General features: G+C 65.5%; 24 protein-coding genes and 1 other RNA gene. 15 read left to right on the top strand and 10 right to left on the bottom strand.

Going from position 1 to position 22,908, the window contains the following annotated elements; genetic code table 11:
- Positions 1–16: 16 nt before the first annotated feature.
- The gene (locus tag KUV81_RS15945; protein WP_222544891.1) at positions 17–769 is read right to left on the bottom strand and encodes a hypothetical protein; all 753 of its coding nucleotides are present in this window, start codon (positions 767–769) and stop codon (positions 17–19) included.
- 774 nt (positions 770–1,543) lie between these two features.
- Here KUV81_RS15945 and tkt point away from each other — a divergent pair.
- Positions 1,544–3,541, top strand: coding sequence for a transketolase (tkt, locus tag KUV81_RS15940; protein ID WP_222544890.1), 1,998 nt, complete (start codon positions 1,544–1,546; stop codon positions 3,539–3,541).
- 65 nt (positions 3,542–3,606) lie between these two features.
- Here the strand turns inward: tkt and KUV81_RS15935 are convergent, their stop codons facing one another.
- Complete coding sequence (locus tag KUV81_RS15935) at positions 3,607–3,816, bottom strand: YgdI/YgdR family lipoprotein (RefSeq protein WP_222544889.1); 210 nt, start codon at positions 3,814–3,816, stop codon at positions 3,607–3,609.
- A 189-nt stretch (positions 3,817–4,005) separates the two neighbouring features.
- On the opposite strand from KUV81_RS15935, the gene KUV81_RS19875 reads away from it, so the two are divergent.
- Positions 4,006–5,235 (top strand): GGDEF domain-containing protein, encoded by a 1,230-nt coding sequence (locus KUV81_RS19875; RefSeq protein ID WP_222544888.1) that lies wholly within the window; start codon positions 4,006–4,008, stop codon positions 5,233–5,235.
- Here KUV81_RS19875 and KUV81_RS15925 read toward each other — a convergent pair.
- Both KUV81_RS15925 and KUV81_RS15920 read right to left on the bottom strand, forming a co-directional pair.
- Positions 5,222–6,157 carry a LysR family transcriptional regulator gene (locus tag KUV81_RS15925; protein WP_409995573.1) on the bottom strand — a complete coding sequence of 312 codons (936 nt, stop codon included), beginning with the start codon at positions 6,155–6,157 and terminating at the stop codon, positions 5,222–5,224. The genes KUV81_RS19875 and KUV81_RS15925 overlap by 14 nt on opposite strands.
- A gap of 242 nt (positions 6,158–6,399) precedes the next feature.
- Entirely contained in the window at positions 6,400–6,873 is a 474-nt protein-coding gene (locus KUV81_RS15920) for a DUF2947 family protein (protein WP_222544887.1), read from the bottom strand.
- Positions 6,874–6,995: 122 nt separating this feature from the next.
- Between KUV81_RS15920 and KUV81_RS15915 the strand changes: the two genes are divergently transcribed.
- Both KUV81_RS15915 and KUV81_RS15910 read left to right on the top strand, forming a co-directional pair.
- On the top strand, positions 6,996–7,427 hold the full coding sequence (locus KUV81_RS15915; RefSeq protein WP_222544886.1) for a hotdog fold thioesterase: 432 nt from the start codon (positions 6,996–6,998) through the stop codon (positions 7,425–7,427).
- Positions 7,424–7,672 carry a DUF3389 domain-containing protein gene (locus KUV81_RS15910; RefSeq protein ID WP_222544885.1) on the top strand — a complete coding sequence of 83 codons (249 nt, stop codon included), beginning with the start codon at positions 7,424–7,426 and terminating at the stop codon, positions 7,670–7,672. Before KUV81_RS15915 ends, KUV81_RS15910 begins: the two co-directional genes overlap by 4 nt.
- Before the next feature lies 1 nt (position 7,673).
- Here KUV81_RS15910 and KUV81_RS15905 read toward each other — a convergent pair whose 3' ends face one another.
- The 4 genes from KUV81_RS15905 to KUV81_RS15890 all read right to left on the bottom strand — a co-directional run bounded on the left by KUV81_RS15905 (position 7,674) and on the right by KUV81_RS15890 (position 9,604).
- Entirely contained in the window at positions 7,674–8,285 is a 612-nt protein-coding gene (locus KUV81_RS15905) for a LysE family translocator (RefSeq protein ID WP_222544884.1), read from the bottom strand.
- Between the two features lie 49 nt (positions 8,286–8,334).
- Positions 8,335–8,931 (bottom strand): 5-formyltetrahydrofolate cyclo-ligase, encoded by a 597-nt coding sequence (locus tag KUV81_RS15900; protein WP_222544883.1) that lies wholly within the window; start codon positions 8,929–8,931, stop codon positions 8,335–8,337.
- A gap of 103 nt (positions 8,932–9,034) precedes the next feature.
- Positions 9,035–9,216, bottom strand: a non-coding RNA gene (gene ssrS / locus KUV81_RS15895) — 6S RNA.
- Between the two features lie 31 nt (positions 9,217–9,247).
- Positions 9,248–9,604, bottom strand: a complete 357-nt coding sequence (locus KUV81_RS15890) for a cell division protein ZapA (protein WP_222544882.1) — start codon at positions 9,602–9,604, stop codon at positions 9,248–9,250.
- Between the two features lie 184 nt (positions 9,605–9,788).
- Here KUV81_RS15890 and KUV81_RS15885 point away from each other — a divergent pair, with 184 nt between their 5' ends.
- The 7 genes from KUV81_RS15885 (at position 9,789) to gcvP (ending at position 18,747) form a co-directional block, all read left to right on the top strand.
- Positions 9,789–10,361, top strand: a complete 573-nt coding sequence (locus KUV81_RS15885) for a UPF0149 family protein (RefSeq protein WP_222544881.1) — start codon at positions 9,789–9,791, stop codon at positions 10,359–10,361.
- 28 nt (positions 10,362–10,389) lie between these two features.
- Positions 10,390–11,691, top strand: a complete 1,302-nt coding sequence (gene pepP, locus KUV81_RS15880) for a Xaa-Pro aminopeptidase (RefSeq protein ID WP_222544880.1) — start codon at positions 10,390–10,392, stop codon at positions 11,689–11,691.
- Positions 11,692–11,697: 6 nt separating this feature from the next.
- On the top strand, positions 11,698–12,918 hold the full coding sequence (gene ubiH, locus KUV81_RS15875) for a 2-octaprenyl-6-methoxyphenyl hydroxylase (RefSeq protein ID WP_222544879.1): 1,221 nt from the start codon (positions 11,698–11,700) through the stop codon (positions 12,916–12,918).
- Between the two features lie 31 nt (positions 12,919–12,949).
- A complete protein-coding gene (locus KUV81_RS15870) occupies positions 12,950–14,152 on the top strand; it encodes an FAD-dependent oxidoreductase (RefSeq protein ID WP_222544878.1) in 1,203 nt (400 codons plus the stop codon).
- 128 nt (positions 14,153–14,280) lie between these two features.
- Complete coding sequence (gene gcvT, locus KUV81_RS15865; protein ID WP_222544877.1) at positions 14,281–15,375, top strand: glycine cleavage system aminomethyltransferase GcvT; 1,095 nt, start codon at positions 14,281–14,283, stop codon at positions 15,373–15,375.
- Positions 15,376–15,399: 24 nt separating this feature from the next.
- Complete coding sequence (gcvH, locus tag KUV81_RS15860; RefSeq protein WP_222544876.1) at positions 15,400–15,789, top strand: glycine cleavage system protein GcvH; 390 nt, start codon at positions 15,400–15,402, stop codon at positions 15,787–15,789.
- A 75-nt stretch (positions 15,790–15,864) separates the two neighbouring features.
- The gene (gene gcvP / locus KUV81_RS15855; RefSeq protein WP_222544875.1) at positions 15,865–18,747 is read left to right on the top strand and encodes an aminomethyl-transferring glycine dehydrogenase; all 2,883 of its coding nucleotides are present in this window, start codon (positions 15,865–15,867) and stop codon (positions 18,745–18,747) included.
- Positions 18,748–18,812: 65 nt separating this feature from the next.
- Here the strand turns inward: gcvP and KUV81_RS15850 are convergent, their stop codons facing one another.
- Complete coding sequence (locus tag KUV81_RS15850) at positions 18,813–19,118, bottom strand: hypothetical protein (RefSeq protein ID WP_222544874.1); 306 nt, start codon at positions 19,116–19,118, stop codon at positions 18,813–18,815.
- A gap of 26 nt (positions 19,119–19,144) precedes the next feature.
- Positions 19,145–20,161: a LysR family transcriptional regulator gene (locus KUV81_RS15845; RefSeq protein WP_222544873.1), complete on the bottom strand. Its 1,017-nt coding sequence runs from the start codon at positions 20,159–20,161 to the stop codon at positions 19,145–19,147.
- Positions 20,162–20,609: 448 nt separating this feature from the next.
- On the opposite strand from KUV81_RS15845, the gene KUV81_RS15840 reads away from it, so the two are divergent.
- From KUV81_RS15840 to nrfD, 4 genes are read left to right on the top strand one after another with little or no spacing between them, the layout of a single operon-like run.
- Complete coding sequence (locus KUV81_RS15840) at positions 20,610–20,783, top strand: hypothetical protein (protein WP_222544872.1); 174 nt, start codon at positions 20,610–20,612, stop codon at positions 20,781–20,783.
- A gap of 49 nt (positions 20,784–20,832) precedes the next feature.
- Positions 20,833–21,279, top strand: a complete 447-nt coding sequence (locus KUV81_RS15835) for a cytochrome c3 family protein (RefSeq protein WP_222544871.1) — start codon at positions 20,833–20,835, stop codon at positions 21,277–21,279.
- Positions 21,276–21,935, top strand: coding sequence for a 4Fe-4S dicluster domain-containing protein (locus KUV81_RS15830; protein ID WP_222544870.1), 660 nt, complete (start codon positions 21,276–21,278; stop codon positions 21,933–21,935). Before KUV81_RS15835 ends, KUV81_RS15830 begins: the two co-directional genes overlap by 4 nt.
- Positions 21,935–22,897, top strand: coding sequence for a cytochrome c nitrite reductase subunit NrfD (gene nrfD / locus KUV81_RS15825; protein WP_222544869.1), 963 nt, complete (start codon positions 21,935–21,937; stop codon positions 22,895–22,897). Before KUV81_RS15830 ends, nrfD begins: the two co-directional genes overlap by 1 nt.
- Positions 22,898–22,908: the final 11 nt, after the last annotated feature.

Below are 22,908 nucleotides of genomic sequence, written 5' to 3'. Positions count from 1 at the left end.
TTTGCTCGATAGGGGCTCAGTCCGCCAATCGGCGCTCGGACTCATAGCCGCTGGCGTCCGCGTCGGTGCGGCGCATCCGGCCCATGGCCGCCACGAAGTCGGCGTTGGGGGTGACGAAGGCGTCGGTGGAGTAGTGGGTGCTGCCCTCGAAGTGCTCGATCTCCAGGCGGGTGGTGCCGTCCATCAGGGCGGCCGCCTTCTCATCCAGCTCGATGGCCAGGGCTTCGTTGGTCTGGGCCCGGCCCAGCTCTTCGCGGCTGCCGTCGGCTTTCACCAGGATGTAGATGGAGTCGCAGGCCACGTGGGCGGTGTCACAGCTGACCGGACGATCCCAGGTGTGGTTGCTCAGCTCCAGGCGGGTTTCGCGGGTCACCTCGTCGGTGCGCAGTTCGAACTCCAGGGAGCCGCTGCCGTTGTGCTGTTCCGGGGCGGTGGCCAGCTCACCGCTGATCACGGCCACGTCGTGGGGGTTGCTGTCCTCGCTGTAACGCAGGGCGCAGTGGATCTCCGGCAGCTCCTGGTCCAGGCAGGTGTCCACCAGGTCGTCGGCCTGCCAGCCAAAGGCGTTGGCCATCTCGTCCAGTTCCGGCGACAGGGCCGGGGCGCTCTCCTCGGCGGGGGCCGGCTGGGCCATCTCGGCCACGGCGGCGGTCTGTTCGATGCTGGCCTGGTTGCTGGCCGGCTCGTTGTAGCTGCGGTGCTGGTCGTCGGAGCTGCCGCAGGCCGCCAGGGCCAGCGTCAGTGCAAAAGCGGTCAGAGTCTTTTTCATGTTGCCTATCGTTGTCGTCTTGTGTGCCCCAAGGGGGCGGGCCTCTCTCTGTTTCCGGGGTGCGTCAGACCGCAAGTTGCGGCCAGGGGATGACGCCCGGCTGGGAGGTCTAATGATTGGTTCTTGGTTCGCTTTCGAGTTTGGCTAGCTTGAGGCCGTCAGCCTCGGCTGTGCCCAATTCATAGCGGGAAGGAGAATGAATTTTGGTGACTTCTTAGTCACGGTATCGCGATCTTGATGTGGGCGACCGCAGTGGTCGGCCCGGATTTGCTCAGTACCCATAGCTTTCCCCAAGAGGTTTACAACGCACCGACCATCTCTACGAAATCCACTGTGAATCCAGGAACTTGTTGTGGCCCTATTCCGCATAAGAGGAGACTGCTTGGGCACATCTTTTGTTTCGTAGCTTATCGCCAGTGTTCAGTTCTGGTGAACAAGATTCGGTCGAAGATTATACACGGAATGGGACACTGGGCCAGCCTTGCAGTTCAAATTGTGATCAGTGCAATTTTTAACCAGAAGTGCCTGATTCTCCTTGTTGTAAAAATGTGACATTGGTTTCATGGATGTTGATCTTGGGGCGGAGCCCGGCCGGCGCCGGTTTTCCCCCGCTGGCCAGGCCCGTTTGGCGCCGCCCCGGGCCCGGCGTCCGGCCGGGCTTTACCTTATCTGTCTACCCGGTTGTGTTTTTTGTTGAGAGATTTGCGTCTGGGGTCCCAAGGGGCGAAAATATGCCCCCGCCTCAATTCAATTATCTCGGAACCAGGAGCCCAGATGTCTTCCCGTAAAGAGCTTGCTAACGCGATCCGTGCCCTCTCCATGGACGCTGTCCAGAAAGCCAACTCCGGTCACCCCGGCGCCCCCATGGGGATGGCCGACATCGCCGAAGTGCTGTGGCGCGATTTCATGAACCACAACCCGGCCAACCCGGAGTGGGCGGATCGCGACCGCTTCATCCTGTCCAACGGTCACGGCTCCATGCTGATCTACTCCCTGCTGCACCTGACCGGTTACGATCTCGGCATCGAAGACCTCAAGCAGTTCCGCCAACTGCACTCCCGCACCCCGGGCCACCCGGAGTACGGCTACGCCCCGGGCATTGAGACCACCACCGGCCCCCTGGGCCAGGGGATCACCAACGGTGTGGGCATGGCCCTGGCAGAGAAGGTGCTGGGCGCCCAGTTCAACCGCCCCGGCCACGAGGTGGTGGACCACTTCACCTACGTCTTTATGGGTGACGGCTGCCTGATGGAGGGGATCTCCCACGAAGCCTGCTCCCTGGCGGGCACCCTGGGTCTGGGCAAGCTGATCGCCTTCTGGGACGACAACGGCATCTCCATCGACGGCCACGTCGACGGCTGGTTCAGCGACGACACCCCGAAACGTTTCGAGTCCTACGGCTGGCACGTGATCCCGGCGGTGGACGGCCACGATCCTCAGGCCATCAAGGCGGCCATCGAGGCGGCCCGCGCCGAGAGCGGCAAGCCGACCCTGATCTGCACCAAGACCGTCATCGGTTACGGCAGCCCCAACAAGTCCGGCTCCCACGATTGCCACGGTGCCCCCCTGGGTGACGACGAGATCGCCGCCGCCCGTGACTTCCTGGGCTGGCAGCACGGTCCGTTCGAGATCCCCGCCGACGTCTACGGCGCCTGGGACGCCAAGGCCAAGGGCGCCGAAGTGGAAAGCGCCTGGAACGCCAAGTTCGACGCCTACGCCGCCGAGTTCCCGGAACTGGCCGCCGAGCTGAAGCGTCGTCTGGCCGGCGAGCTGCCCCAGGACTGGGCCGGCCACGCCGACGGCTACATCGCTCAGCTGCAGGAGACCGCCAACAAGGTGGCCACCCGTAAGGCCTCCCAGGACTGCCTGAACGCCTTCGGCCCGCTGCTGCCGGAACTGCTGGGCGGCTCCGCGGATCTGACCCCCTCCAACCTGACCTACTGGTCCGGCTCCAAGTCCATCAGCGCCGACGACGCCTCCGGCAACTACGTCCACTACGGTGTGCGGGAGTTCGGCATGAGCGCCATCATGAACGGCGTGGCCCTGCACGGCGGCTTCAAGCCCTACGGCGCCACCTTCCTGATGTTCATGGAGTACGCCCGCAACGCGGTGCGCATGGCGGCTTTGATGAAGAAGCCCTCCATCTTTGTCTACACCCACGACTCCATCGGTCTGGGCGAAGACGGCCCGACCCACCAGCCGGTGGAGCAGGTGGCCTCCCTGCGCATGACCCCGAACATGAGCACCTGGCGCCCCTGTGACGCCGTGGAGTCCGCGGTGGCCTGGCGCCACGCGGTGGAGCGCACCGACGGCCCCACCAGCCTGATCTTCTCCCGTCAGGGTCTGGCCCCGATGGCCCGTGATGCCGAGACCCTGGCCAATGTGGCCAAGGGCGGTTACGTGCTCAAGGACAGCGCCGGTAAGCCGGAGCTTATCCTGATCGCCACCGGTTCCGAGGTGGAGCTGGCCATGGCCGCCGCCGCCGAGCTGGACGCCGCGGGCAAGGCGGTGCGCGTGGTCTCCATGCCCGCCACCGACGTGTTTGACGCCCAGGACGCCGCCTACAAGGAGTCCGTGCTGCCCTCCGACGTCACCAGCCGCATCGCCATCGAAGCGCTGATCGCCGACTACTGGTACAAGTACGTGGGCCTGGACGGCCGGGTGATCGGCATGACCACCTTCGGCGAGTCCGCCCCGGCCGGTGAGCTGTTCAAGCTGTTCGGCTTCACCGTCGAGAACATCGTCGACACCGCCAACGACCTGCTGGGCTAAGCCCCGTCCGGTCGCAAAAACGCCCCCATTCGGGGGCGTTTTTTTATGCCTGGCGCTGGCGGGCCTCAGCGCTCGATGATCTCCTGGACCTCGTCCTGGCGGATCATCTGCTCCTTCCCCTCCTTGTCCTCGTAGCGGTACATGCCGGTTTCCCGGTCCAGCTCGGGTTTGCCGTAGGTGGGGATCAGGCGACCGTCGTGGGTGCTCATGATGTACTCGGTGCTGCCACAGGCGGTCAGGAACAGGGCGAAAAAGAGGAACAGGAACGGGCGCATACGACTCTCCAAACCTGATGGGGAGAGAAAAGTGTAGACCAAAGCGTCGCACCCCAAGGGGCCCCGGTCCCACCCCGGGGCGGGGGATTCAATAATCGCCGCCGGCAGGTCGCCATGGGCTGGGATAAATAGTACTGTTTGTCCGATACTTAGCCCCATTTTCGCCATCGAGAGGGAAAGGTTCCCGCCGTGAGTAGTTCCGATCGTACCCTGCTGTTTTTGCTGCTGCTTCTGATCCCCACGGCGTTGTGGGCCCCCGGCTACGTGGTGATGCACTACCCGGAGCTGGTTTCGCCGCTGCTCTACCTGCCCTGGCTGACCCTGGGGGCGACCCTGCTGCTCAGCCAGGTCTACCACCAGGGGCGACTGGGGTTCCTGGTGATACTAACGATGCTGCTGTACGGCCTCATCCAATGGCAGCTCCAGGTGCCCCTGTTCCAACCGGGCAAGCGGCTGCTGTTCTGGCTGATGGGGCTGGGGGGGCCGCTGCTGGCGCTGACCCTGGCGCTGCTGCCGGAGCGGGTGCCCTTCAGCCGCGCGGCCCTGGGCCACTGGGCGCTGCTGCTGTCGTCGGTGGGCGCCCTGGTGCTGGCGGTGCAGTGGCCGGGAGCGGTCCAGGTGCTGACCGAGTTTCTCGAGCCCCGCGCCTTCGTGCTCACCGAGCACAGCCCGGCGCCGCTGCTGATGCTGGCCTGGCAGGCCCTGGTGGCGGTGGCCTGCTGGTGGCTCTACCTGCGCCGACGGGAGTCGGCGGACATGGCGGCGCTGTTGGTGGTGGTGGGGCTGATGCTGGTGTGCATCGGCTTCGCCCGGCCGATGATCTCCGCCACCTTGCTGGCGGTGGTGGGGGTGGCGCTGTTTGTGGTGGTGCTGGAGCAGGGCCACCAGATGGCGTTTCTCGATGAACTGACCGGGATCCCCGGCCGGCGCGCCCTCAACATGGCCCTCAAGCGGGTGGGCAAGCGCTACAGCCTGGCGATGATGGACATCGATCACTTTAAGAAATTCAACGACACCTACGGCCACGACGTGGGCGACGAGGTGCTGAAGCTGGTGGCCAGCCGACTGTCCCGGGTCAGGGGAGGCGGCAAGGTGTTCCGCTACGGCGGCGAGGAGTTCACCGTGCTCTTCCCCGGCAAACCCGCCAAGGCCTGCGTGGCTGCCCTGGAGGCGGTGCGGGAGGATTTGGCGGATTACCCCTTCGTGGTGCGAGCCGCCGGTAAGCGGCCGGAGGATCACAAGGCCGGCCGCCAGAACCGGGGGCAGGGGGGCGCCAACAAGCAGGTGCAGATCACCATCAGCCTGGGGCTGGCCCAGCGCGGGGGTGAACTGGGGGACGCCGAGGCGGTGATCAAGGCGGCGGACCAGGCCCTCTATAAGGCCAAGAAAGCCGGCCGCAACTGCCTTAAGCTGGCCTAGCGGCCGCGCCCATCATGCTCTGGGCCAGGGTCAGAAAGGCCTGGGCGGCGGGGCTCAGGGGCGTGTCCCGCCGCCAGATCAGGCCGATGGCCCAGTCCAGGGCCGGGGCCAGGGGGCGCTGCACCACCTGCCCTGTGGGCAGGCGGTCGCAGATGGGCTGCGGCAGGATGGCCAGCCCCAGCCCCGACCCCACCATGGCGCCGATGAAATCCCACTGGCCGCTGCGCAGCACCACTTCCAGCTCCACCCCCTGGCGCTGGCTCAATCGGGTCAGCCACTGGGCCAGGGCGAAATCCTCGTTGTAGAGGATCACCGGCTCACCGGTCAGATCCGCCCAGCCCAGGGCGCTCTTGGCGGCCAGAGGATGGTCCGGGGGCAGACAGACGGTGAGCGGGTAGCGGACCAGCGCCTGCTGTTCAAACTCCCCCTGGTGGGTGGTGGGCAGCGCGGTGAAGGAGATCTCCAGGCGGTCGTTGAGCAGGGCCTTCTCGCAGCCGTAGCCGCCATCTTCGGTCAGTGCCAGCTCCACGCCGGGGTGTTCGCCGAGGTAGCGGCGCAGCAGGGGGGCGGCCAGGGGGCTGACCATGGGACAGAGCCCCAGGCGCAGCGTACCCTGCTCAAGACGGTCCAGGGCCTGCATCTCCCGCTGCAGGTGCTGCCATTGGATCACCATCCGCTCCGCCCGCTGCTGCATCCGTTGTCCCGCCTCGGTCAGGCCCAGGCCCTGGCGCCCCCGCACCAACAGCGGTTGGCCCACCTCCGTCTCCAGCTTCTGCATCATCTTGCTGATGGTGGGCTGGGTCAGGTGCATCCGTTCGGCGGTGCGGGTAAAGCTGGCGGTCTGGGCCAGGGTGAGGAAGCACTCCAGGGTTTTGAGGTTCATGGATTCCACTTTGGAATGGCGGTGATAGATGGAATTCATTTTATCTATCATTGGCCCTCCTCTACCATGATCTCGCACTGGAATGGCGGAGGAGAGCCTTGATGTCTTACACCCAATCACTCTGGGTCGGCGCCCTGGCCGGCCTCTTTGTTCCGATCCCGGCCCCCCAAGGCGAGGCAGAGCAGGCGCCTCGCACGGACGAGCCGAACTGACCCTCAGGGTCTTCGCGTGATAACAAAAAAGGCACCCCTCGGGGTGCCTTTTTTTGTGTGGGGTGCGGGTTAGGCTTTGCGCCCCAGGCGCACCTGCTGCTCGTCGACAAACCAGAGGGCTTCGGCGCGCTTTCGGCCCACCACCAGGGCCTGGTCCGCGGCGAACAGGAAGGCCTTCCAGCTGCGCTGGAACACGCTGTAGCGGGTCTCCAGCACGTGGTCGCAGTCGTAGCAGATGTATACCAGGGTGTCCTTCACCCAGCCCAGGTGCTCGGCCAGCGGCGCTGGCAGGGCCGGTTCGTCGCTGTCGAAGGCCTGGTCCCAGTGGGCGATGTCGCTCCAGGTGTCCGCCTGGCTGGGCCAGTCCTTATCGTCCAGACGCTCCAGCTCCACCGCGTCCTGGCTCACTTCCCGCTGCCAGACTTGCTTGGCGTAGGCCGGGGCCAGGGGGCGGATCTGGGCCAGATCCTCCGCCGGGATCGCCAGATCGGCGCGGCGAAACACCCAGAGGAAGGGGTACTGCTCGATGTCGGTGTATTTCATGGCAACCTGTGCGCGCGGGGATGGACGGCGTTAGGGTATCAAAGCCCCGACCCGGCTGCAGGGGTTTTCACGCCCGTCCCCCGCCAGTATGCTGGAGAGCCTGAACCCCGACGAGGAACCCCATGTCTATCTGGAAACGCCCGGTTTGCCTGGACCGGCTCAACGAACAGTCCGCCAACACCCTGGTGGCCCACCTGGGGATCCGCTACTGCGGCTTCGATGAGCGCTCCTTGAGTGCCAGCCTGCCGGTGGACGGGCGCACCCATCAGCCCCTGGGGCTGCTGCATGGTGGGGCCTCGGTGGCGCTGGCGGAAACCGTCGGCTCCCTGGCCGCCAACCTGTGCGTGGACGAGGGCTACTACTGCGTGGGGCTGGACATCAACGCCAACCACATCCGGGCGGTGCGCAGCGGCACCGTCATCGGCCAGGCCAGCCCCATCCATCTGGGGGCCACCACCCAGGTGTGGCAGATTGAGATCCGCGATGAGCGCCAGCGGATGGTGTGCACCAGCCGCCTGACCATGGCGGTGCTCAAACACAAGCGGCCGGCATGATCCTCGAATTCAGCCAGGGCAAGCTTATCGCCAATGCCCACGAGTTGATGGTGCGCCTGAACGGGCCCGGGCGCATCACCCTGCAGGCGGCCGCCGATGCGGTGGAGCTGGTGGGGATCGCCAACGTGGTCACCGCCTTTGGCGGTGGGATCAGCTGGTCGGTGCAACTGGACAGCGCCGACCAGCTTCAGGCCCTGGCGGACGAGCTGGGGCTGAAGATCAAGGCCGCCGGCGACAAGGGCTGAACTACTCCAGCCACAACCACACCCCCAATCCCATCATCAGGGTGCCGGCGATCCGGTTCATCCACTGCACCTTGTCGGCCCGCAGTAGCCGGCGCAGGGTGCTGCCCCCGCTGGCGTAGATCAGCATGCAGACCAGTTCGCACACCAGGATGATCGCCACCAGCACCAGCAGCTGGGGGGCCAGTGGCCGTTCGGCGGAGATGAAGGGGGGCAGCAGGGCGATCATAAAGGCCCAGCCCTTGGGGTTGGCGATGGCGGTGAGCAGGCCGCGCAGGAAAAGCCCGCCGGGGCGCACGTCCGCCACCGGCTCGGCCCGACCCAGCTGGCCCTGGCTGCGCCACATCTGCACCCCCAGGTAGAACAGGTAAGCACCGCCGACGACTTTCAGCGCGGTGAACAGGCTGGGGGCCTTGAGCATCAGCGCCGCCACCCCGAGCACCGCACTGAAGGACACCAGGGCCACGCCAATGAGCTCCCCGGCCATCATCGGCAGGGTGCGGCGCACCCCAATGCTCATGCCCAGGCTCAGGGCCAGCAGCATGCACATCCCCGGGGTAATGGAGACCATAAAGAAGGTCGGCACAAAAAGTGCCAGGGCGGTGGCGTCAATCATGGTGTGGGTTGGCAGGAAAACGGGGCCGGGATTATGCCACGGCCCGGGCCTAGCCGCCCAGTGTCTTCAACTCGGTGGCGGTGGCGATGGCGTCGATGGGCACGTCCCAGGGTTCGCTGGGCAGTTGAGGCACCCGCTGGCAGTCGTGGGCCAGGCCCACCAGGGCCGGTCGGGCGGCCATCTCCAGGCAGCCCAGGGTGCGGTCGTAGAACCCGCCCCCCATCCCCAGCCGGTTGCCCTGGTCATCGAAGCCCACCAGGGGCATCAGGATGAGATCCAGCTCCGCCATGGGCACCACCCGGGGCTTCTCCAGGGCCGGCTCCGGGATCCCGAAGCGGTTGGCCACCAGCGACTGGCCGGGGACAAACTCAAGAAACAGCAGGTGCTGGGGGTGGAAGGGGTGGAGCACCGGCAGGGCCAGGCGTTTGCCCCGGGCGTGCAACACCTCCGCCAACAGGTGGGGATCCAGCTCGCCGTCGTTGGCGATGTAGAGGGCCACCGTGGTGGCGTGCTGCACCAGGGAGCGGTCCGGCAGGTGGCCGGCCAGGCCCACGGCGGCGGCTTTTTGCTGTTGGGGTGTCAGGGCGCGACGAGCTTGGCGCAGCTGCTGGCGCAGGGGCGCGCGGCGTTGACTGGCGGCGGTCATGGTGAACTCCGGACGGGGTTTGTCCCAGAGTGCCCATCGGCCAGGGTAAACACAAGAGAGAGTTGGGTACGGGAGAGGGGGGCCGGACTGGCCAGGGTGAAGAGTGCTCCCCGGGAATGCCGCTGCGGCTGTAAGCCCTTGAACCGTAAGTTCAAGGCGGGTACCCCATCCACGCTTTCGGCTTCTCGGTCGAACCGAGCGTGCGCAGCCGCGTCGAGCAGGGCACCCTGGGGTTGTTAGCATCGGCCAGGGACATGTCACCGCTGGCGAACACCTCAGGGAGCGATTCCAGTGTAGGAAAAGCGCTGGGCTTTTCCTAACCGTCCTCGCCAGTGTATGGCGAGGGTGAGTCGGCTTCAACCCTTTTCGGACGGTTCTGCAGGCGTTCGGACAATGCCTGTTCAATGGCGTCCTGAAGCACCTGGATGCGGGTGGCCATCTGCCGCTCGGTGACCGCCTGCTGCTGCTCGCTGACCATCAGTTCGTGGCTCAGATTCAGCGCCGCCATCACCGCCAACTGCTCCAGGTTGCCCGAACCGGTGCGCTGGCGCAGCTGCTCCAGGCGCTCCTGCAGCCGATCCGCCACCCGGCGCAGCTGCTCCTCCTGCCCCGGGGGACAGGCGACCGCGAAGGCTTTACCCAACAGGTTGATTTCCAGTGTTTTACTACTCATGTGCCGTTCCGCAGGCCCTAGGAAGGGCGACTATAATACAGGGCGTCGGAGGCCGCCATGACGGGCCCCCGACACCGCCCGCCGAGGGGCGCTTTTTCCCGAGGTTTTCGGGTGTTGGCGCCAATGGTGCGGGCTGCTTGGCCATGATAGCATGGGCCAACTCTCAACCGCGGATCTTTGACCCATGAAATGCAACACGCCTCTCCTGCTCAACAAACTCCAAGCCGCCCTGGACGACGCCAAGATCGCGGTGTTGCCGGCGGAGGTGCACGGGGTGCTGACCGGACTGGTTTGTGGTGGCGTGCCGGTGGACGGCAAGAGCTGGCAGAAACCCTTCCTCGAGCTGGTCAACGACGGTGAGCCGGTGCCGGATGGCCTGATGCAGATCGTGCGCGAACTCTACCTGGACGTGGTCAACTCCCTGGTGGACCCGGAGATGGGCTTCTCCCCGCTGCTGGCGGACGAGGACGACCCGCTGGTGGACCGCCTGGAGGCGTTCATCAACTGGGTGCAGAGCTTCCTGACCGGCCTGGCGATGATGCAGCCGGCGCTGGATAAGGCCTCCGCCGACGTTCAGGAGCTGATCCAGGATCTCACCGACTTCACCCAGGTGGAGTTGGAGGTGGAGGAGAATGACGAGAACGAAGAGGGCTTCGCCGCCCTGGTCGAACACGTCCGCATCGCCGCCTGGGAGTGCCTGCGGGAGTTCCGCGGCCTGGGAGAGGACGACGAAGCGGCGCCCAAGACGCTGCACTGAGCCAGACACACATCAAGGACCCCCCGACATGGAACCGATCGATTTCGCGGCCCACCGCCGCGCCCTGTTGTCACAGTTGCCCGCCGGCAGCGTGTTGGTGCTTTGCGCCGCGGAAGAGACCACCCGCTCCAACGACACCGAATACCACTTCCGCCAGGACAGCGACTTCTTCTACCTGACCGGCTTTAACGAGCCGGACGCCGTGCTGGTGCTGCGCCCGGGCCAGAGCCCGGAGTCGGTGATCTTCGTCCGCCCCAGCGACAAGCTGGCGGAGATCTGGCACGGCCGTCGGCTGGGCAAGCAGAAGGCCGCCGAGACCCTGGGTCTGGATCAGGCCTTCGAGCTGGCCGAGCTGGAAAGCGAGTTGCCGGGCCTGGTCAGCGGCGCCGAGAACCTGGCTTACCTGCCGGGCCACAGCGCCCGCGGTGATGCCCTGGTCGCCGATCTGCTGACCCGCCTGCGGGCCGGCTTCCGCCAGGGGCTGAGCGCCCCGGCCCAGATGCAGGACCTGCGCCCCCTGCTGCACGACCTGCGGCTGTTCAAATCCGAGGCCGAAGTGGCCCTGATGGCCCAGGCCGCCCGGATCAGCGCCCGGGCCCATGTGCGCGCCATGCAGGCCTGTCAGCCGGGCCTCTACGAATACCAGCTGGAGGCGGAGATCCGCCACGAGTGCGCCATGGCCGGCGCCCGCGACATGGCCTACAACAGCATCGTCGGCGGCGGGGAGAACGCCTGCATCCTCCACTACACCGAGAACGACGCCCCCCTCAAGGATGGGGATCTGGTGCTGATCGACGCCGGGTGTGAGTTCCAGGGCTACGCCGCCGACATCACCCGCACCTTCCCGGTCAACGGCCAGTTCAGCGAAGAGCAAAAAGCGCTCTACCAGATCGTGCTGGAGGCGGAGAAGGCCGCGGTGGCCATGCTCAAGCCCGGGATCTCCATCAAGGACGCCAACGCCGTGGCGCTGAAGATCCTGGTGGGCGGCCTGGTGGAGCTGGGGATCCTCGAGGGTGAGGTGGACAGCCTTATCGAGGAGGAGGCCTACAAGCCCTATTACATGCACGGCCTGGGTCACTGGCTGGGGATCGACGTCCACGATGTGGGCGACTACCGCACCCCGGACCGGGGCCGGCAGCTGGAACCGGGCATGGTGATCACCGTGGAGCCGGGCCTCTACATCGGCCCCGACGCCGAGGTGGACCCCCGCTGGCGCGGCATCGGCATCCGCATCGAGGACGATGTGCTGATCACCGAGGAGGGCCACCGCAACCTGACGGTGGACGTGCCCAAGGAGATCGAGGAGATCGAGGCCTTGATGGCCGGCTGAGACGTTATGGCAAAGCAGTACGACATTGCCATCATCGGTGGCGCCATGGCGGGGGCCTCTCTGGCCCTGGCCCTGGCCAACCAGCGTCGCCCCGACGGCGGCCGCTGGTCCATCGCCCTGGTGGAAGCGCAACCGGTGGCCCAGGGTGGCCACCCGGGCTACGACAGCCGGGCCATCGCCCTGGCGGAGGGCTCGGTCCGCCGGCTCGACCGCCTGGCGCTGTGGCCCGCCCTGGCCCCCCACGCCCAACCCATCCAGTCGATCCAGGTCTCCGATCGCGGCCACTTCGGCGGCGTCACCATGAGTGCCGAGGAGTACGGCGTCGAGGCCCTGGGCCAGGTGGTGGAGCTGGAGCGGGTAGGGCCGGCCCTGTGGCAGGCCCTGGCCCGACATGAGGGGCTGGACACCTACTGTCCCGACGGTCTGGCCGGACTGACCCAGCATGCCGACCGGGTGGACCTCACCCTGGACTCCGGGGCCCGGCTGAGCGCCCGTCTGGTGGTGGGGGCCGACGGCACCGGCTCCCGGGTGCGCGCCGGCCTGGGCCTGGCGCTGAATCGCGAGCCCTACCCCCAGACGGCGTTGATCGCCAACATCACCGCCGAGGATCACCCCGGTATCGCCTTCGAACGCTTCACTGAGCAGGGCCCCCTGGCGCTGCTGCCCATGGTGGATCGGCGCTACTCCCTGGTCTGGGTGCAGGCGCCCGACGAGGCCGAGCGGCGCCTGGCGCTGTCCAAGGCGGAGTTCCTCGCCGAGCTGCAGAGTGCGTTTGGCTACCGGCTGGGGGCCCTGACCAAGGTGGGCCAGCGGGCCAGCTACCCCCTGGCCCTGTGCAGGGCGGAGCAGCTCACCCACCACAGAGCGGTGCTGGTGGGCAACGCCGCCCAGACCGTCCATCCCATCGCCGGCCAGGGGTTCAACCTGGGGCTTCGGGACGTGGAGGCCCTGGCGGACCGCCTGCAGGCGGCGCTGCTGGCCGACGAGGACCCTGGCGCCTTTGCCCTGCTCAGCGGCTTTGCCGAGGCGCGGGCGCCGGACCGGGACCGGGTCACCGGGGCCACCGATGCCCTGGTCAAGATCTTCTCAAGCGCAGCCCGCCCCCTGGCGCTGGGCCGCAACCTGGGGCTGCTGACGCTGGCCCTGTTTCCCGATTTGAAAGCCGGCCTGGCCAAAGGGGCCATGGGCTGGCACGGGGGCGGTGCCCCCGGCAGCGACAAGAGGTAGCCATGACAGGCGCACAGATTCAGGAGGGGGCATGTTGAAAACCGGTTCGGTCGACATCGCCATCGTCGGCGGCGGCATGGTGGGCATGGCCACCGCGTTGGGGCTGGCCAAGGCCGGCTTCCAGGTGGCCGTGGTGGACAGGGCCCGTCCCGAAGCCCCCAGCGGCGAGCCGGACCTGCGGGTCTCCGCCATCAACCGGGCCAGCGAGCGCTGGTTGCGGGAGTTGGGGGCCTGGCAGCGTCTGCCCACCGAGCGCCTGGGGCCCTACGGCGCCATGGCGGTGTGGGACAAGGACAGCCTGGGCAAAATCGGCTTCGATGCGGCGGATCTCAACGAGCCCAACCTGGGCCACATCATCGAGAACCGCGCCATCGCCCACGCCCTGTGGCAGGCCGCCAAGGACCAGCCCGGGCTGACCCAGTACATCAGTGCCCCCAAGGCGATGGCCCTGGGGGAGCGCGAAGCCTGGCTGACCCTGGAGGACGACACCCTGCTGAGCGCCCGCCTGCTGGTGGCGGCGGACGGCGCCCACTCCTGGGTGCGGGAGCAGGCCAAGGTGCCCCTGGTGTTTCGCGATTACGGCCACCACGCCCTGGTGGCCACCATCCGCACCCAGCGGCCCCACGACCAGGTGGCCCGTCAGGTGTTCCTGCCGGACGGCCCCCTGGCGCTGCTGCCCCTGGCGGACCCCCACCAGTGCTCCATCGTCTGGTCGTCGCCCCCCAAACAGGCCGAGGCCCTGAGCCAGTGTGACGCCGCGCGCTTCGGTCAGCAGCTGACCGTGGCCACCGACACCCGGCTGGGCAGCCTGACCCTGGACTCCGAGCGGGCGGTGTTCCCCCTGACCATGCGCTACGCCCGGGACTTTGTCCGGCCGCGCCTGGCGCTGATGGGGGATGCGGCCCACACCATCCACCCGCTGGCGGGGCAGGGGGTCAACCTGGGCTTCGGCGACAGCCAGACCCTGGTGGAGGTGCTCAGCCAGGCCAAGGAGCGGGATCCGGGGGATCTCAAACTGCTCAATCGCTACGGCCGGGCCCGCAAGGCGGCGGCCCAGGAGATGCTGGCGGCGATGGACGGTTTCCGCTGGCTGTTTGCCGGCAACAACCCGGTGAAAAAGGGGATCCGGGATCTCGGTCTCAACCTGGTGGATCATGCTGCGCCGCTGAAAAAACGGCTGCTCAGCCACGCGCTGGGATTGGGATTACAGAGTCATGTTTCATGGAACCGCTAACGAGCGGATGAATTGTATACAAAGACTTTGTGATCGGTATAATGCGCCGAAAAAGAACAATGTGATCCAGCGCCCAGGGCGGTCGCCCGGTGTGAAGGTCGCCGCTGTAGCCTTTCCAAGGAACCGATATGGCAAGCAAGACTGTACTCTACGATAAGCATCTGGAATCCGGTGCAAAAATGGTGGATTTCCACGGTTGGGAGATGCCGCTGCACTACGGCTCCCAGGTGGAGGAGCACCACCAGGTGCGCCAGGACGCCGGCATGTTCGACGTTTCCCACATGACGGTAGTGGACGTGCTGGGCGCCGACGCCCAGGCGTTCCTGCGCAAACTGCTGGCCAACGACGTGGCCAAACTCACCGTGCCCGGCAAGGCCCTCTACGGCGGCATGCTCAACGAGCGCGGTGGCGTGATCGACGATCTCATCACCTATTATCTCTCCGACACCCACTACCGCCTGGTGGTGAACTCCGCCACCCGGATCAAAGATCTGGAGTGGATCGGCCGCCAGGCCCAGGCCTACGAAGTGACCATCACCGAGCGTCCGGAGCTGGCGATGATCGCCGTCCAGGGCCCCGAGGCCAAGGCCAAGGCCGCCGCCGTGTTCAGCGCCGAGCAGAACGCCGCCGTGGCGGGGATGAAGCCCTTCTTCGGCGTGCAGAGCGGGGATCTCTTTATCGCCACCACCGGTTACACCGGTGAAGCCGGCTACGAGATCGTGGTGCCCCAGGAGCAGGCCGCCGCACTGTGGCAGGCGCTGCTGGAGGCGGGGGTCAAGCCCGCGGGCCTGGGCGCCCGGGACACCCTGCGCCTGGAAGCCGGGATGAACCTTTACGGTCAGGACATGGACGAAGAGGTGAACCCCCTGGCCGCCAACATGGGTTGGACCGTGGCCTGGGAACCGGCGGAGCGGGACTTTATCGGCCGGGACGCCCTGGTGGCCGCCAAGGCGGCGGGCACCGACAAGCTGGTGGGCCTGGTGATGACCGACAAAGGGGTGCTGCGCGCCGGCCTCAAGGTGTTCTTCACCGACGCCGAGGGCAACGAGCGCGAAGGGGTGATCACCTCCGGCACCTTCTCTCCGACCCTGGGGCACGCCATCGCCATGGCCCGGGTGCCGGCGGGGATCGGCAGCGACGCCGAAGTAGAGATGCGCAAAAAGCGGGTGGCGGTCCAGGTGATCAAGCCCAGTTTCGTCCGTAATGGCCAGAAAGCCTTTTGATCTTGCTAATAGGGAATCGACAACATGAGCAACATTCCGTCTGAACTGAAGTTCACCAACTCCCACGAATGGATCCGCGCCGAGGGCGACGGCACCTACACGATCGGGATCTCCGAGCACGCCCAGGAACTGCTGGGTGACATGGTGTTTGTGGAGCTGCCGGACGTGGGCGACGAAGTGAACGCCGGCGAAGATTGCGCCGTGGCGGAGTCTGTGAAGGCCGCCTCCGACGTCTACAGCCCGCTGACCGGTGAGGTTGTGGCGGTCAACGAGGAGCTGGAGGACAGCCCGGAGCAGGTCAACAGCGACCCCTACGGCGACGGTTGGCTGTTCCGCATCAAGGCCAGCGACGAGTCCGAGTTGACCGCGCTGCTGGATGCCGAAGGCTACCAGGCCGTCATCGACGAAGAATAATAATAAAAACAATAACAAAGCCCCAATTGGGGCTTTGTTTGTATCGGATATCTGTACCTAAGGAAGCAGTCAACCATGAACGAGAAGTTGACCCTGGCGCAACTGGACACCCACGACGAGTTTCTGCGCCGCCACATTGGCCCCGATGCCGCCGAACAGAAGGCGATGCTGAGCGCCGTCGGCGCCGACAGCCTGGAAGACCTGACCGCCCAGATCGTCCCCGAGGGGATCCGCCTGGACCGCGAGCTGGCCGTCGGCCTGCCCACCTCCGAAGTCGATGCCCTGGCCCGCCTCAAGGCGATCGCCGGCAAGAACGAGGTGCGCAAGAGCTACATCGGCATGGGCTACTACGGCACCCTGGTGCCCCACGTCATCCAGCGCAACGTGTTGGAGAACCCGGGCTGGTACACCGCCTACACCCCCTATCAGCCGGAGATTGCCCAGGGCCGCTTGGAGGCGATCCTCAACTTCCAACAGCTGACCATGGATCTGACCGGCCTGGACTTGGCTTCCGCTTCCCTGCTGGACGAGGCCACCGCCGCCGCCGAGGCGATGGCCCTGGCCAAGCGCACCTCGAAGAACAAGAAATCCGATACCTTCTTTGTGGCCGACGACGTCTTCCCCCAGACCCTGGACGTGGTGAAAACCCGCGCCGAGCAGCTGGGGCTGACCGTGCTGGTGGGCCCGGCCAAGGCCGCCGCCGATCACGACATCTTCGGGGCCCTGCTGCAGTACCCCAACCAGTTTGGTGAGGTGGCCGACTACCGCAAGCTGGCGGACGCCATCCATGAGAAGAAGGCCCTGGTGTGCGTCGCCTCGGACCTGCTGGCCCTGATCAAGCTGACCGCCCCGGCCCAATGGGGCGCCGACGTGGTGTTCGGCAGCGCCCAGCGCTTCGGGGTGCCCATGGGCTACGGTGGCCCCCACGCCGCCTTCTTCGCCACCCGCGACGCCCACAAGCGCTCCATGCCCGGCCGCATCATCGGCGTGTCCAAGGACACCCGGGGCAAGCCGGCCCTGCGCATGGCGATGCAGACCCGTGAGCAGCACATCCGCCGCGAGAAAGCCAACTCCAACATCTGTACCGCTCAGGTGCTGCTGGCCAACATGGCCTCCTTCTACGCCGTCTACCACGGCCCCGAGGGGCTGAAGAAGATCGCCGAGCGCACCCACCGCCTCACCTCGGTGCTGGCCGCCGGTCTGATGCAGCGAGGCGTCAAGGTGGTCAACTCCAGCTGGTTCGACACCCTGACCCTGGCCGTCGCCGATCGTGACGCCGTACTGGCCCGCGCCGAGGCCGCCAAGCTCAACCTGCGCACCGACCTGCCCACCACTTTGGGGGTGAGCCTGGACGAAACCACCACCCCCGCCGACCTGGTTGCGCTGTGGAACGTGGTGCTGGGCGAGGATCACGGCCTGACCGTGGACGCCGTCGACGGCATGGTGGACAGCGTGCTGGAGGAGAGCCTGGTGCGCCAGGACGCCATCCTCACTCATGGGGTGTTCAACGCCTACCACTCCGAGACCGAGATGCTGCGCTACATCCGCCGCCTCGAGGGCAAGGATCTGGCCCTCAACCACTCCATGATCTCCCTGGGCTCCTGCACCATGAAGCTCAACGCCACCGCGGAGATGATGCCGGTGAGCTGGCCGGAGCTGGCCAACCTGCACCCCTTCTGCCCCCAGGAGCAGGCCCAGGGTTATCGGGAGCTGGTGGACAGCCTCTCCGAGTACCTGCTGGACATCACCGGCTACGACGCCCTGTCGATGCAGCCCAACTCCGGTGCCCAGGGTGAGTACGCCGGCCTGGTGGCCATCAAGAAGTACCAGGAGTCCATCGGCCAGGGCCACCGCGACGTCTGCCTGATCCCCAGCTCTGCCCACGGCACCAACCCGGCGTCGGCCATGCTCACCAGCCTCAAGGTGGTGGTGGTGGCCAGCACCAAGGAGGGCACCGTGGACATGGAGGATCTCAAGGCCAAGGCGGAGGAGTTCTCCGATCGCCTCTCCTGCATCATGATCACCTACCCCTCCACCCACGGGGTGTACGAGGAGCAGATCCGCGACATCTGTGACCTCATCCACCAGCACGGTGGCCAGGTGTACATGGACGGCGCCAACATGAACGCCCAGGTCGGAGTCACCTCCCCGGGCCTCATCGGCTCCGACGTCTCCCACCTCAATCTGCACAAGACCTTCGCCATCCCCCACGGTGGCGGTGGCCCGGGCATGGGCCCCATCGGCGTCAAGGCGCACCTGGCCCCCTTCCTGGCCGGGCACGCGGTGGTCAAGACCGGTGAAGAGACCCAGGACAACGGTGCGGTGTCCGCCGCCCAGTACGGCAGCGCCTCCATCCTGCCCATCAGCTGGATGTACACCGTGATGCTGGGCAGCCGCGGGCTGACCGAGTCCACCCAGGTGGCGATGCTCAACGGCAACTACCTGGCCACCGAGCTGGGCAAGCACTTCCCCATCCTCTACACCGGCCGCAACGATCGGGTGGCCCACGAGTGCATCATCGACATGCGCCCGCTGAAGGAGGAGACCGGGGTGACCGAGATGGACGTGGCCAAGCGTCTGATGGACTACGGCTTCCACGCCCCCACCATGAGCTTCCCGGTGGCCGGCACCCTGATGGTGGAGCCCACCGAGTCCGAGTCCAAGGCGGAGCTGGATCGCTTTATCCACGCCATGGTGAGCATCCGTGAGGAGATCGCCAAGGTGGGCCGCGGCGAGTGGCCGGCGGACAACAACCCGCTGTGCAACGCCCCCCACACCCTGGACGACATCATGGACCCGGCCTTCGATGCGCGCCCCTACAGCCGCGAGCAGGCGGTGTTCCCGGTCGAAGAGGTGCGGGCCAACAAGTTCTGGCCCACGGTCAACCGCATCGATGACGTGTTTGGCGACCGCAACCTGTTCTGCGCCTGTGTCCCCATGGACGCTTACCAGGACTGAGGATCACTTCAGCCATGAAAAAGCCCGGCCAATTGGCCGGGCTTTTTGCTGGGTCGCCTGCGCGCTTACGCGGTCACTTCGGTGTGGAGTCGGTCGTACTCCTGGTGCCACTGGCGCAGCGGAGCATCCAGGGCCGGCCCCGGCCGTTCAGACCAGAGCACCAGCAGCGCCGAGCCACGCTCCAGCAGACCGTAGCCCAGGCTGCAGTAGCGGGCCTGGACGCTCTGCTCGGGCTGGGCCGGCAGCCGCTGGTCCAGCCATTGCACCCGGCTGGCCAGCTGCTTGACCCGCTGGCGGCGGGCCTTGGCGCGCCGGGCCGCTCGCAAACGGGCGAACAGGGGGCGCAACGGGGCGATAACAAAGGCGGACAACTTGGGCAGACTCCCACACAAATGGCTCAGAGGCTGGCCATGGTAGGGGCATTGTGTGACACAAATATGTCACTTGCGCCACTTTGGTGCAGTTTGGCCGGACGGGTGACCGACTGGGTCACCAGCTCACAGACGCACTCCAGCAGCCAGTCCGGCAAGGCCCCGTCCTCCTTGCGCCGAATGGCGTAGTACTTGGGGGGCGGGCAGCGGTCGTGGAGCAGGGCAAACTCCGGCTCCGACATCTCGCGGATGCTGACCCCGGGGATGTGCTGCATGAACTCCGCCGCCTGGCGGGCGCCGATAAAGGTGATGGCGTCGCTCTCCATCAGGTAATCGCTCACCTCCGACAGCACCCCCGCCTTGCCGGCGATCTTCAGCTGACGGCCGTGGTCCATGGCGTACAGCTCCAGGGGATCGATGCGGTCGTTGAAGGCCGGGCATTCGGTCACCAGGAAGGGGTAGTTGATGATGGCGTCCAGCATGTTGTTGGCGGGCCGGTGCCAGATGGGGTGCTCATCCCGGGCCACCACGAACAACCGCTCGCCGGTGGCGATAAAGCGCGACTCCAGCCGCTCCTTCTCGCTGGGCTTGAAGCTCAGCATCAGATCTGCCCGGCCCTGGAGGATGTCGTCCGGGCCGCTGGCGGAGAGCGGCCGCACGCTCAGGGAGAGCTCCTGCTGCTTCAGCACCGCGTGGCGCTTGAGCTCCGAGGCCAGTTTGCAGGAGAGGGTGGCCGGGGCGTAGACGATGTAGTGTTGCTGTTGGCTCGGCTGGTCGCCGGCGCTCTGGCACACCTGACCGGCCAGACACATGATCTGCTGAAAATAGGGATAGAGCTTGTCGGCGGTGGGGGTGGGCTCAAAGCCGTATTGGCGGCGAATGAACAGCTGGTCCCCCAGGGCGTGGCGCAGGGCCCCCAAACAGCGGCTGACCTTGGAGGGGGCCACGTTCAGTGAGTTGGCCACCGACAGGGAGTTAAGTGACTCATACACCATCACAAAAACGCGAATGGTAAATAAGTTGATGTCTCTCAATTTGTCCATAAACCGCTCCCTTAATTCCCAAATGCGGATGTCCCGAATTGAAAAGTAGCTGATTAGATGGAAAGAAATCTTGCTGCAGAGCAAGAGTTCATAATTTTTCTTATCAGGATATACCATTCGTGACAGCTCACGTAAATCTAAGCCATCGAAAGAATGTTTTTTCTGTGAGCTGGGTTGTTATGATGATGTTTAGTGAGATGTGAGTGTTTTGCTCTCGAAATTGCCGTTTTCAAAATATTCATTTTTATTCTTCGATTTTCATAAATTTCAATATGAACTTTAGGTTTTGTGCAATTGGAATGCGCCTCTAAGTTCTTTTATGAAAATTATCAGTCAGAAATGCAAAATGATTTAGATCAATAATCCGAGGCCAATTAACTCCTAATAATTAACTCGGGGATTGGGAATAACCCATTTGATTCTCCCCGTTAATAACCAGGAGGTTACTATGAGCTTCGGTATGTTTTTGACTGTAGTTGTTCCTTATCTGTTCCTCTTCTTCGTGGTCTTTATCGGTCTGCCGGTGGTGATCGCGGGTGTGGTTCGAGCCGGGTACGAGCACTTCAAGAGTGAAGAGCAAGCCAAGGCGCCCCAAGGGGCCGCCGGTGCGGTGCGTATCTGAACCGGATCCCGGGCGCCTTCGGGCGCCCTCAGTGTTGTATGAGGAAAAGATGAGCAAATCCTTACTACTGCCCGTGATGGCCTTGCTGGCGTTGTCCGGCCCGGCCATCGCCTCCGACGAGTCCTGCCTGCGTTGCCATAAGCGCAACGGCACCATGGAAGGTGTCCACGGCCAAATTGGGGCCAACGGCCTCAGTTGCGTCCGTTGCCACGGCGAACAGGATGGACACCCGAGAAACAAAGCGGCCCTGGTCTATTTCGGCCAGGACAGCAAAACCCCCCTGGCAGAGCAAAACGCCCAGTGCACCACCTGCCATCGTGACGCCAAGTTGCGGGAAGCGGATTGGACCCACGATGTGCACCGGCCGGTCCTGCCCTGTGCCAGCTGTCACCAGCTGCACCCGGAAACGGACCCCATGAGCACCCTGGACGACGCCGGCCGCACCCAGGCCTGCGTGGACTGCCACAGCCTGTTAAGCGAGGAGGGGGAGCAATGAGCCTATCCCGTAGAGAGTTTCTGGTCACCGGCAGCCTGGCGATCCCGGTGCTGACCCTGACCGGCTGCGGCGCCCAGGCCAGCAGCGAGGGGCGCAACCTGGCCCTGGCCTTCGATCAGCGCCGCTGCATCGGTTGCGAGGCCTGTGTCCAGGCCTGCCGCCAGACCAACGACGTCCCCGAGGGGGTGACCCGGCTGAACATCGTCCGCACCGGCCCCTTCGGTGAGGGGGAGGAGACCCACTACCGTTTCGACCGCGAAAGCTGCGTGCACTGCGAAACCGCGGCCTGCATCGCGGTGTGCCCCACCGGCGCCTGTTTCCGCGACGAAGACGGGGTGGTGGACGTGGTGGCCAACAAGTGCGTCGGCTGCCAGTACTGCATCGCCGCCTGCCCCTACCGGGTGCGCTACGTCGACCCGGTGACCAAGGCGGTGGACAAGTGCGACCTGTGCCGCAAGACCCGGCTGAGCGCCGGTCTGCCCCCGGCCTGCGTCGAGGCCTGCCCCACCAAGGCGCTGACTTTCGGCGATCTCAATGACCCGAACAGCGACATCGTCAACCTGCTGCGGGCCCACCAGACCTACCGAGACAAGGTGGACCTGGGCACCCGGCCCAAGCTGTACAAAGTGCCTCACGGCCGAGGGGAGGTGATCTGATGAACTCGTCCATCAATGCGGTGCTCAACTTCGACACCATGGTCTGGCCCTGGCCCATCGCCATCTACCTCTTCCTGGCGGGGGTGTCCGCCGGTGCGGTGATGGTGGCCGTGGCGGTCAAGCGTTACCGGGAGTACAAGGGGCTGGTGGTGGCCGACAGTGGCATCATCAAATCCATGGCCCTGATCGCCCCCCTGGCGGTGATCCTCGGGCTGGGGATCCTGATCATCGACCTGACCAAACCGTTGGAGTTCTGGAAGATGATGATCTACTGGAACCCCACCTCGGTGATGTTCTGGGGGGTGATGGTGCTGTCGGTCTACATCGTGGTGCTCTTCCTCTATATGGCGGCGCTGTTCCACCAACCCCTGATGCTGTTCGGCCGCCGTCTGCCCTGGCTGGGCAAGGGGCTGGATCTCATCAAGGCCCAAGAGGGCAAGATGCAGAGCGTGCTGCTGATCCTGGCGGTGGCGCTGGGGGCCTACACAGGCTTCCTGCTCTCCGCCCTCAAAGGGTTCCCGCTGCTCAACAACCCGGTGCTGCCGGTGCTCTTCCTGGTCTCCGGGGTCTCCTCCGGGGCGGCGGCCACCATACTGTTCAGCTTGCTCTGCTTTAAAGAGTCGGCCCACAGCCAGGACATTCACTTTGTCCATACCATCGAAAAGCCGGTGCTGGCCACGGAGATCTTCCTGCTGATCGCCTTCTTCCTTGGCCTGGTGTTCGCCGGCGGCGCCAGCGCCGAAGCGGCCCGGGTGGCCCTGATGGGCGACTTCTGGTCGATGGTGTTCTGGGTGCTGGTGGTGTTCTGCGGCATGGTGCTGCCCTGGGTGCTGCAGTGGACCCTGCCCCCGCGGCTCACCGGCCACGCCGGCTTTGTCGCCGCCCTGTGTCTGCTCAGTTTGACCGGGGTGTTCGCCCTGCGTCACTTCATTCTCTACGCCGGTCAGATGACCGTGGCTTAATCCAAGAAAAA

It is taken from the genome of Ferrimonas balearica, assembly GCF_019802085.1.
GTDB classification, from domain to species: Bacteria; Pseudomonadota; Gammaproteobacteria; order Enterobacterales; family Shewanellaceae; genus Ferrimonas; species Ferrimonas balearica_B.
This window is presented reverse-complemented; position numbering and strand designations above follow the sequence as displayed.

What these genes read in the sequence shown, in the direction of transcription:
- KUV81_RS15900 (WP_222544883.1), bottom strand. Translation starts at nt 8,931, where the DNA reads ATGACCGCCGCCAGTCAACGCCGCGCGCCCCTGCGCCAGCAGCTGCGC.
- KUV81_RS15935 (WP_222544889.1), bottom strand. Translation starts at nt 3,816, where the DNA reads ATGCGCCCGTTCCTGTTCCTCTTTTTCGCCCTGTTCCTGACCGCCTGT.
- KUV81_RS15910 (WP_222544885.1), top strand. Translation starts at nt 7,424, where the DNA reads ATGATCCTCGAATTCAGCCAGGGCAAGCTTATCGCCAATGCCCACGAG.
- KUV81_RS15915 (WP_222544886.1), top strand. Translation starts at nt 6,996, where the DNA reads ATGTCTATCTGGAAACGCCCGGTTTGCCTGGACCGGCTCAACGAACAG.
- KUV81_RS15840 (WP_222544872.1), top strand. Translation starts at nt 20,610, where the DNA reads ATGAGCTTCGGTATGTTTTTGACTGTAGTTGTTCCTTATCTGTTCCTC.
- KUV81_RS15830 (WP_222544870.1), top strand. Translation starts at nt 21,276, where the DNA reads ATGAGCCTATCCCGTAGAGAGTTTCTGGTCACCGGCAGCCTGGCGATC.
- ubiH (WP_222544879.1), top strand. Translation starts at nt 11,698, where the DNA reads ATGGCAAAGCAGTACGACATTGCCATCATCGGTGGCGCCATGGCGGGG.
- KUV81_RS15905 (WP_222544884.1), bottom strand. Translation starts at nt 8,285, where the DNA reads ATGATTGACGCCACCGCCCTGGCACTTTTTGTGCCGACCTTCTTTATG.
- gcvP (WP_222544875.1), top strand. Translation starts at nt 15,865, where the DNA reads ATGAACGAGAAGTTGACCCTGGCGCAACTGGACACCCACGACGAGTTT.
- KUV81_RS15890 (WP_222544882.1), bottom strand. Translation starts at nt 9,604, where the DNA reads ATGAGTAGTAAAACACTGGAAATCAACCTGTTGGGTAAAGCCTTCGCG.
- KUV81_RS15835 (WP_222544871.1), top strand. Translation starts at nt 20,833, where the DNA reads ATGAGCAAATCCTTACTACTGCCCGTGATGGCCTTGCTGGCGTTGTCC.
- nrfD (WP_222544869.1), top strand. Translation starts at nt 21,935, where the DNA reads ATGAACTCGTCCATCAATGCGGTGCTCAACTTCGACACCATGGTCTGG.
- tkt (WP_222544890.1), top strand. Translation starts at nt 1,544, where the DNA reads ATGTCTTCCCGTAAAGAGCTTGCTAACGCGATCCGTGCCCTCTCCATG.
- KUV81_RS15920 (WP_222544887.1), bottom strand. Translation starts at nt 6,873, where the DNA reads ATGAAATACACCGACATCGAGCAGTACCCCTTCCTCTGGGTGTTTCGC.
- KUV81_RS15885 (WP_222544881.1), top strand. Translation starts at nt 9,789, where the DNA reads ATGAAATGCAACACGCCTCTCCTGCTCAACAAACTCCAAGCCGCCCTG.
- KUV81_RS15845 (WP_222544873.1), bottom strand. Translation starts at nt 20,161, where the DNA reads ATGGACAAATTGAGAGACATCAACTTATTTACCATTCGCGTTTTTGTG.
- pepP (WP_222544880.1), top strand. Translation starts at nt 10,390, where the DNA reads ATGGAACCGATCGATTTCGCGGCCCACCGCCGCGCCCTGTTGTCACAG.
- KUV81_RS15925 (WP_409995573.1), bottom strand. Translation starts at nt 6,157, where the DNA reads ATGAATTCCATCTATCACCGCCATTCCAAAGTGGAATCCATGAACCTC.
- gcvT (WP_222544877.1), top strand. Translation starts at nt 14,281, where the DNA reads ATGGCAAGCAAGACTGTACTCTACGATAAGCATCTGGAATCCGGTGCA.
- gcvH (WP_222544876.1), top strand. Translation starts at nt 15,400, where the DNA reads ATGAGCAACATTCCGTCTGAACTGAAGTTCACCAACTCCCACGAATGG.
- KUV81_RS15870 (WP_222544878.1), top strand. Translation starts at nt 12,950, where the DNA reads ATGTTGAAAACCGGTTCGGTCGACATCGCCATCGTCGGCGGCGGCATG.
- KUV81_RS15945 (WP_222544891.1), bottom strand. Translation starts at nt 769, where the DNA reads ATGAAAAAGACTCTGACCGCTTTTGCACTGACGCTGGCCCTGGCGGCC.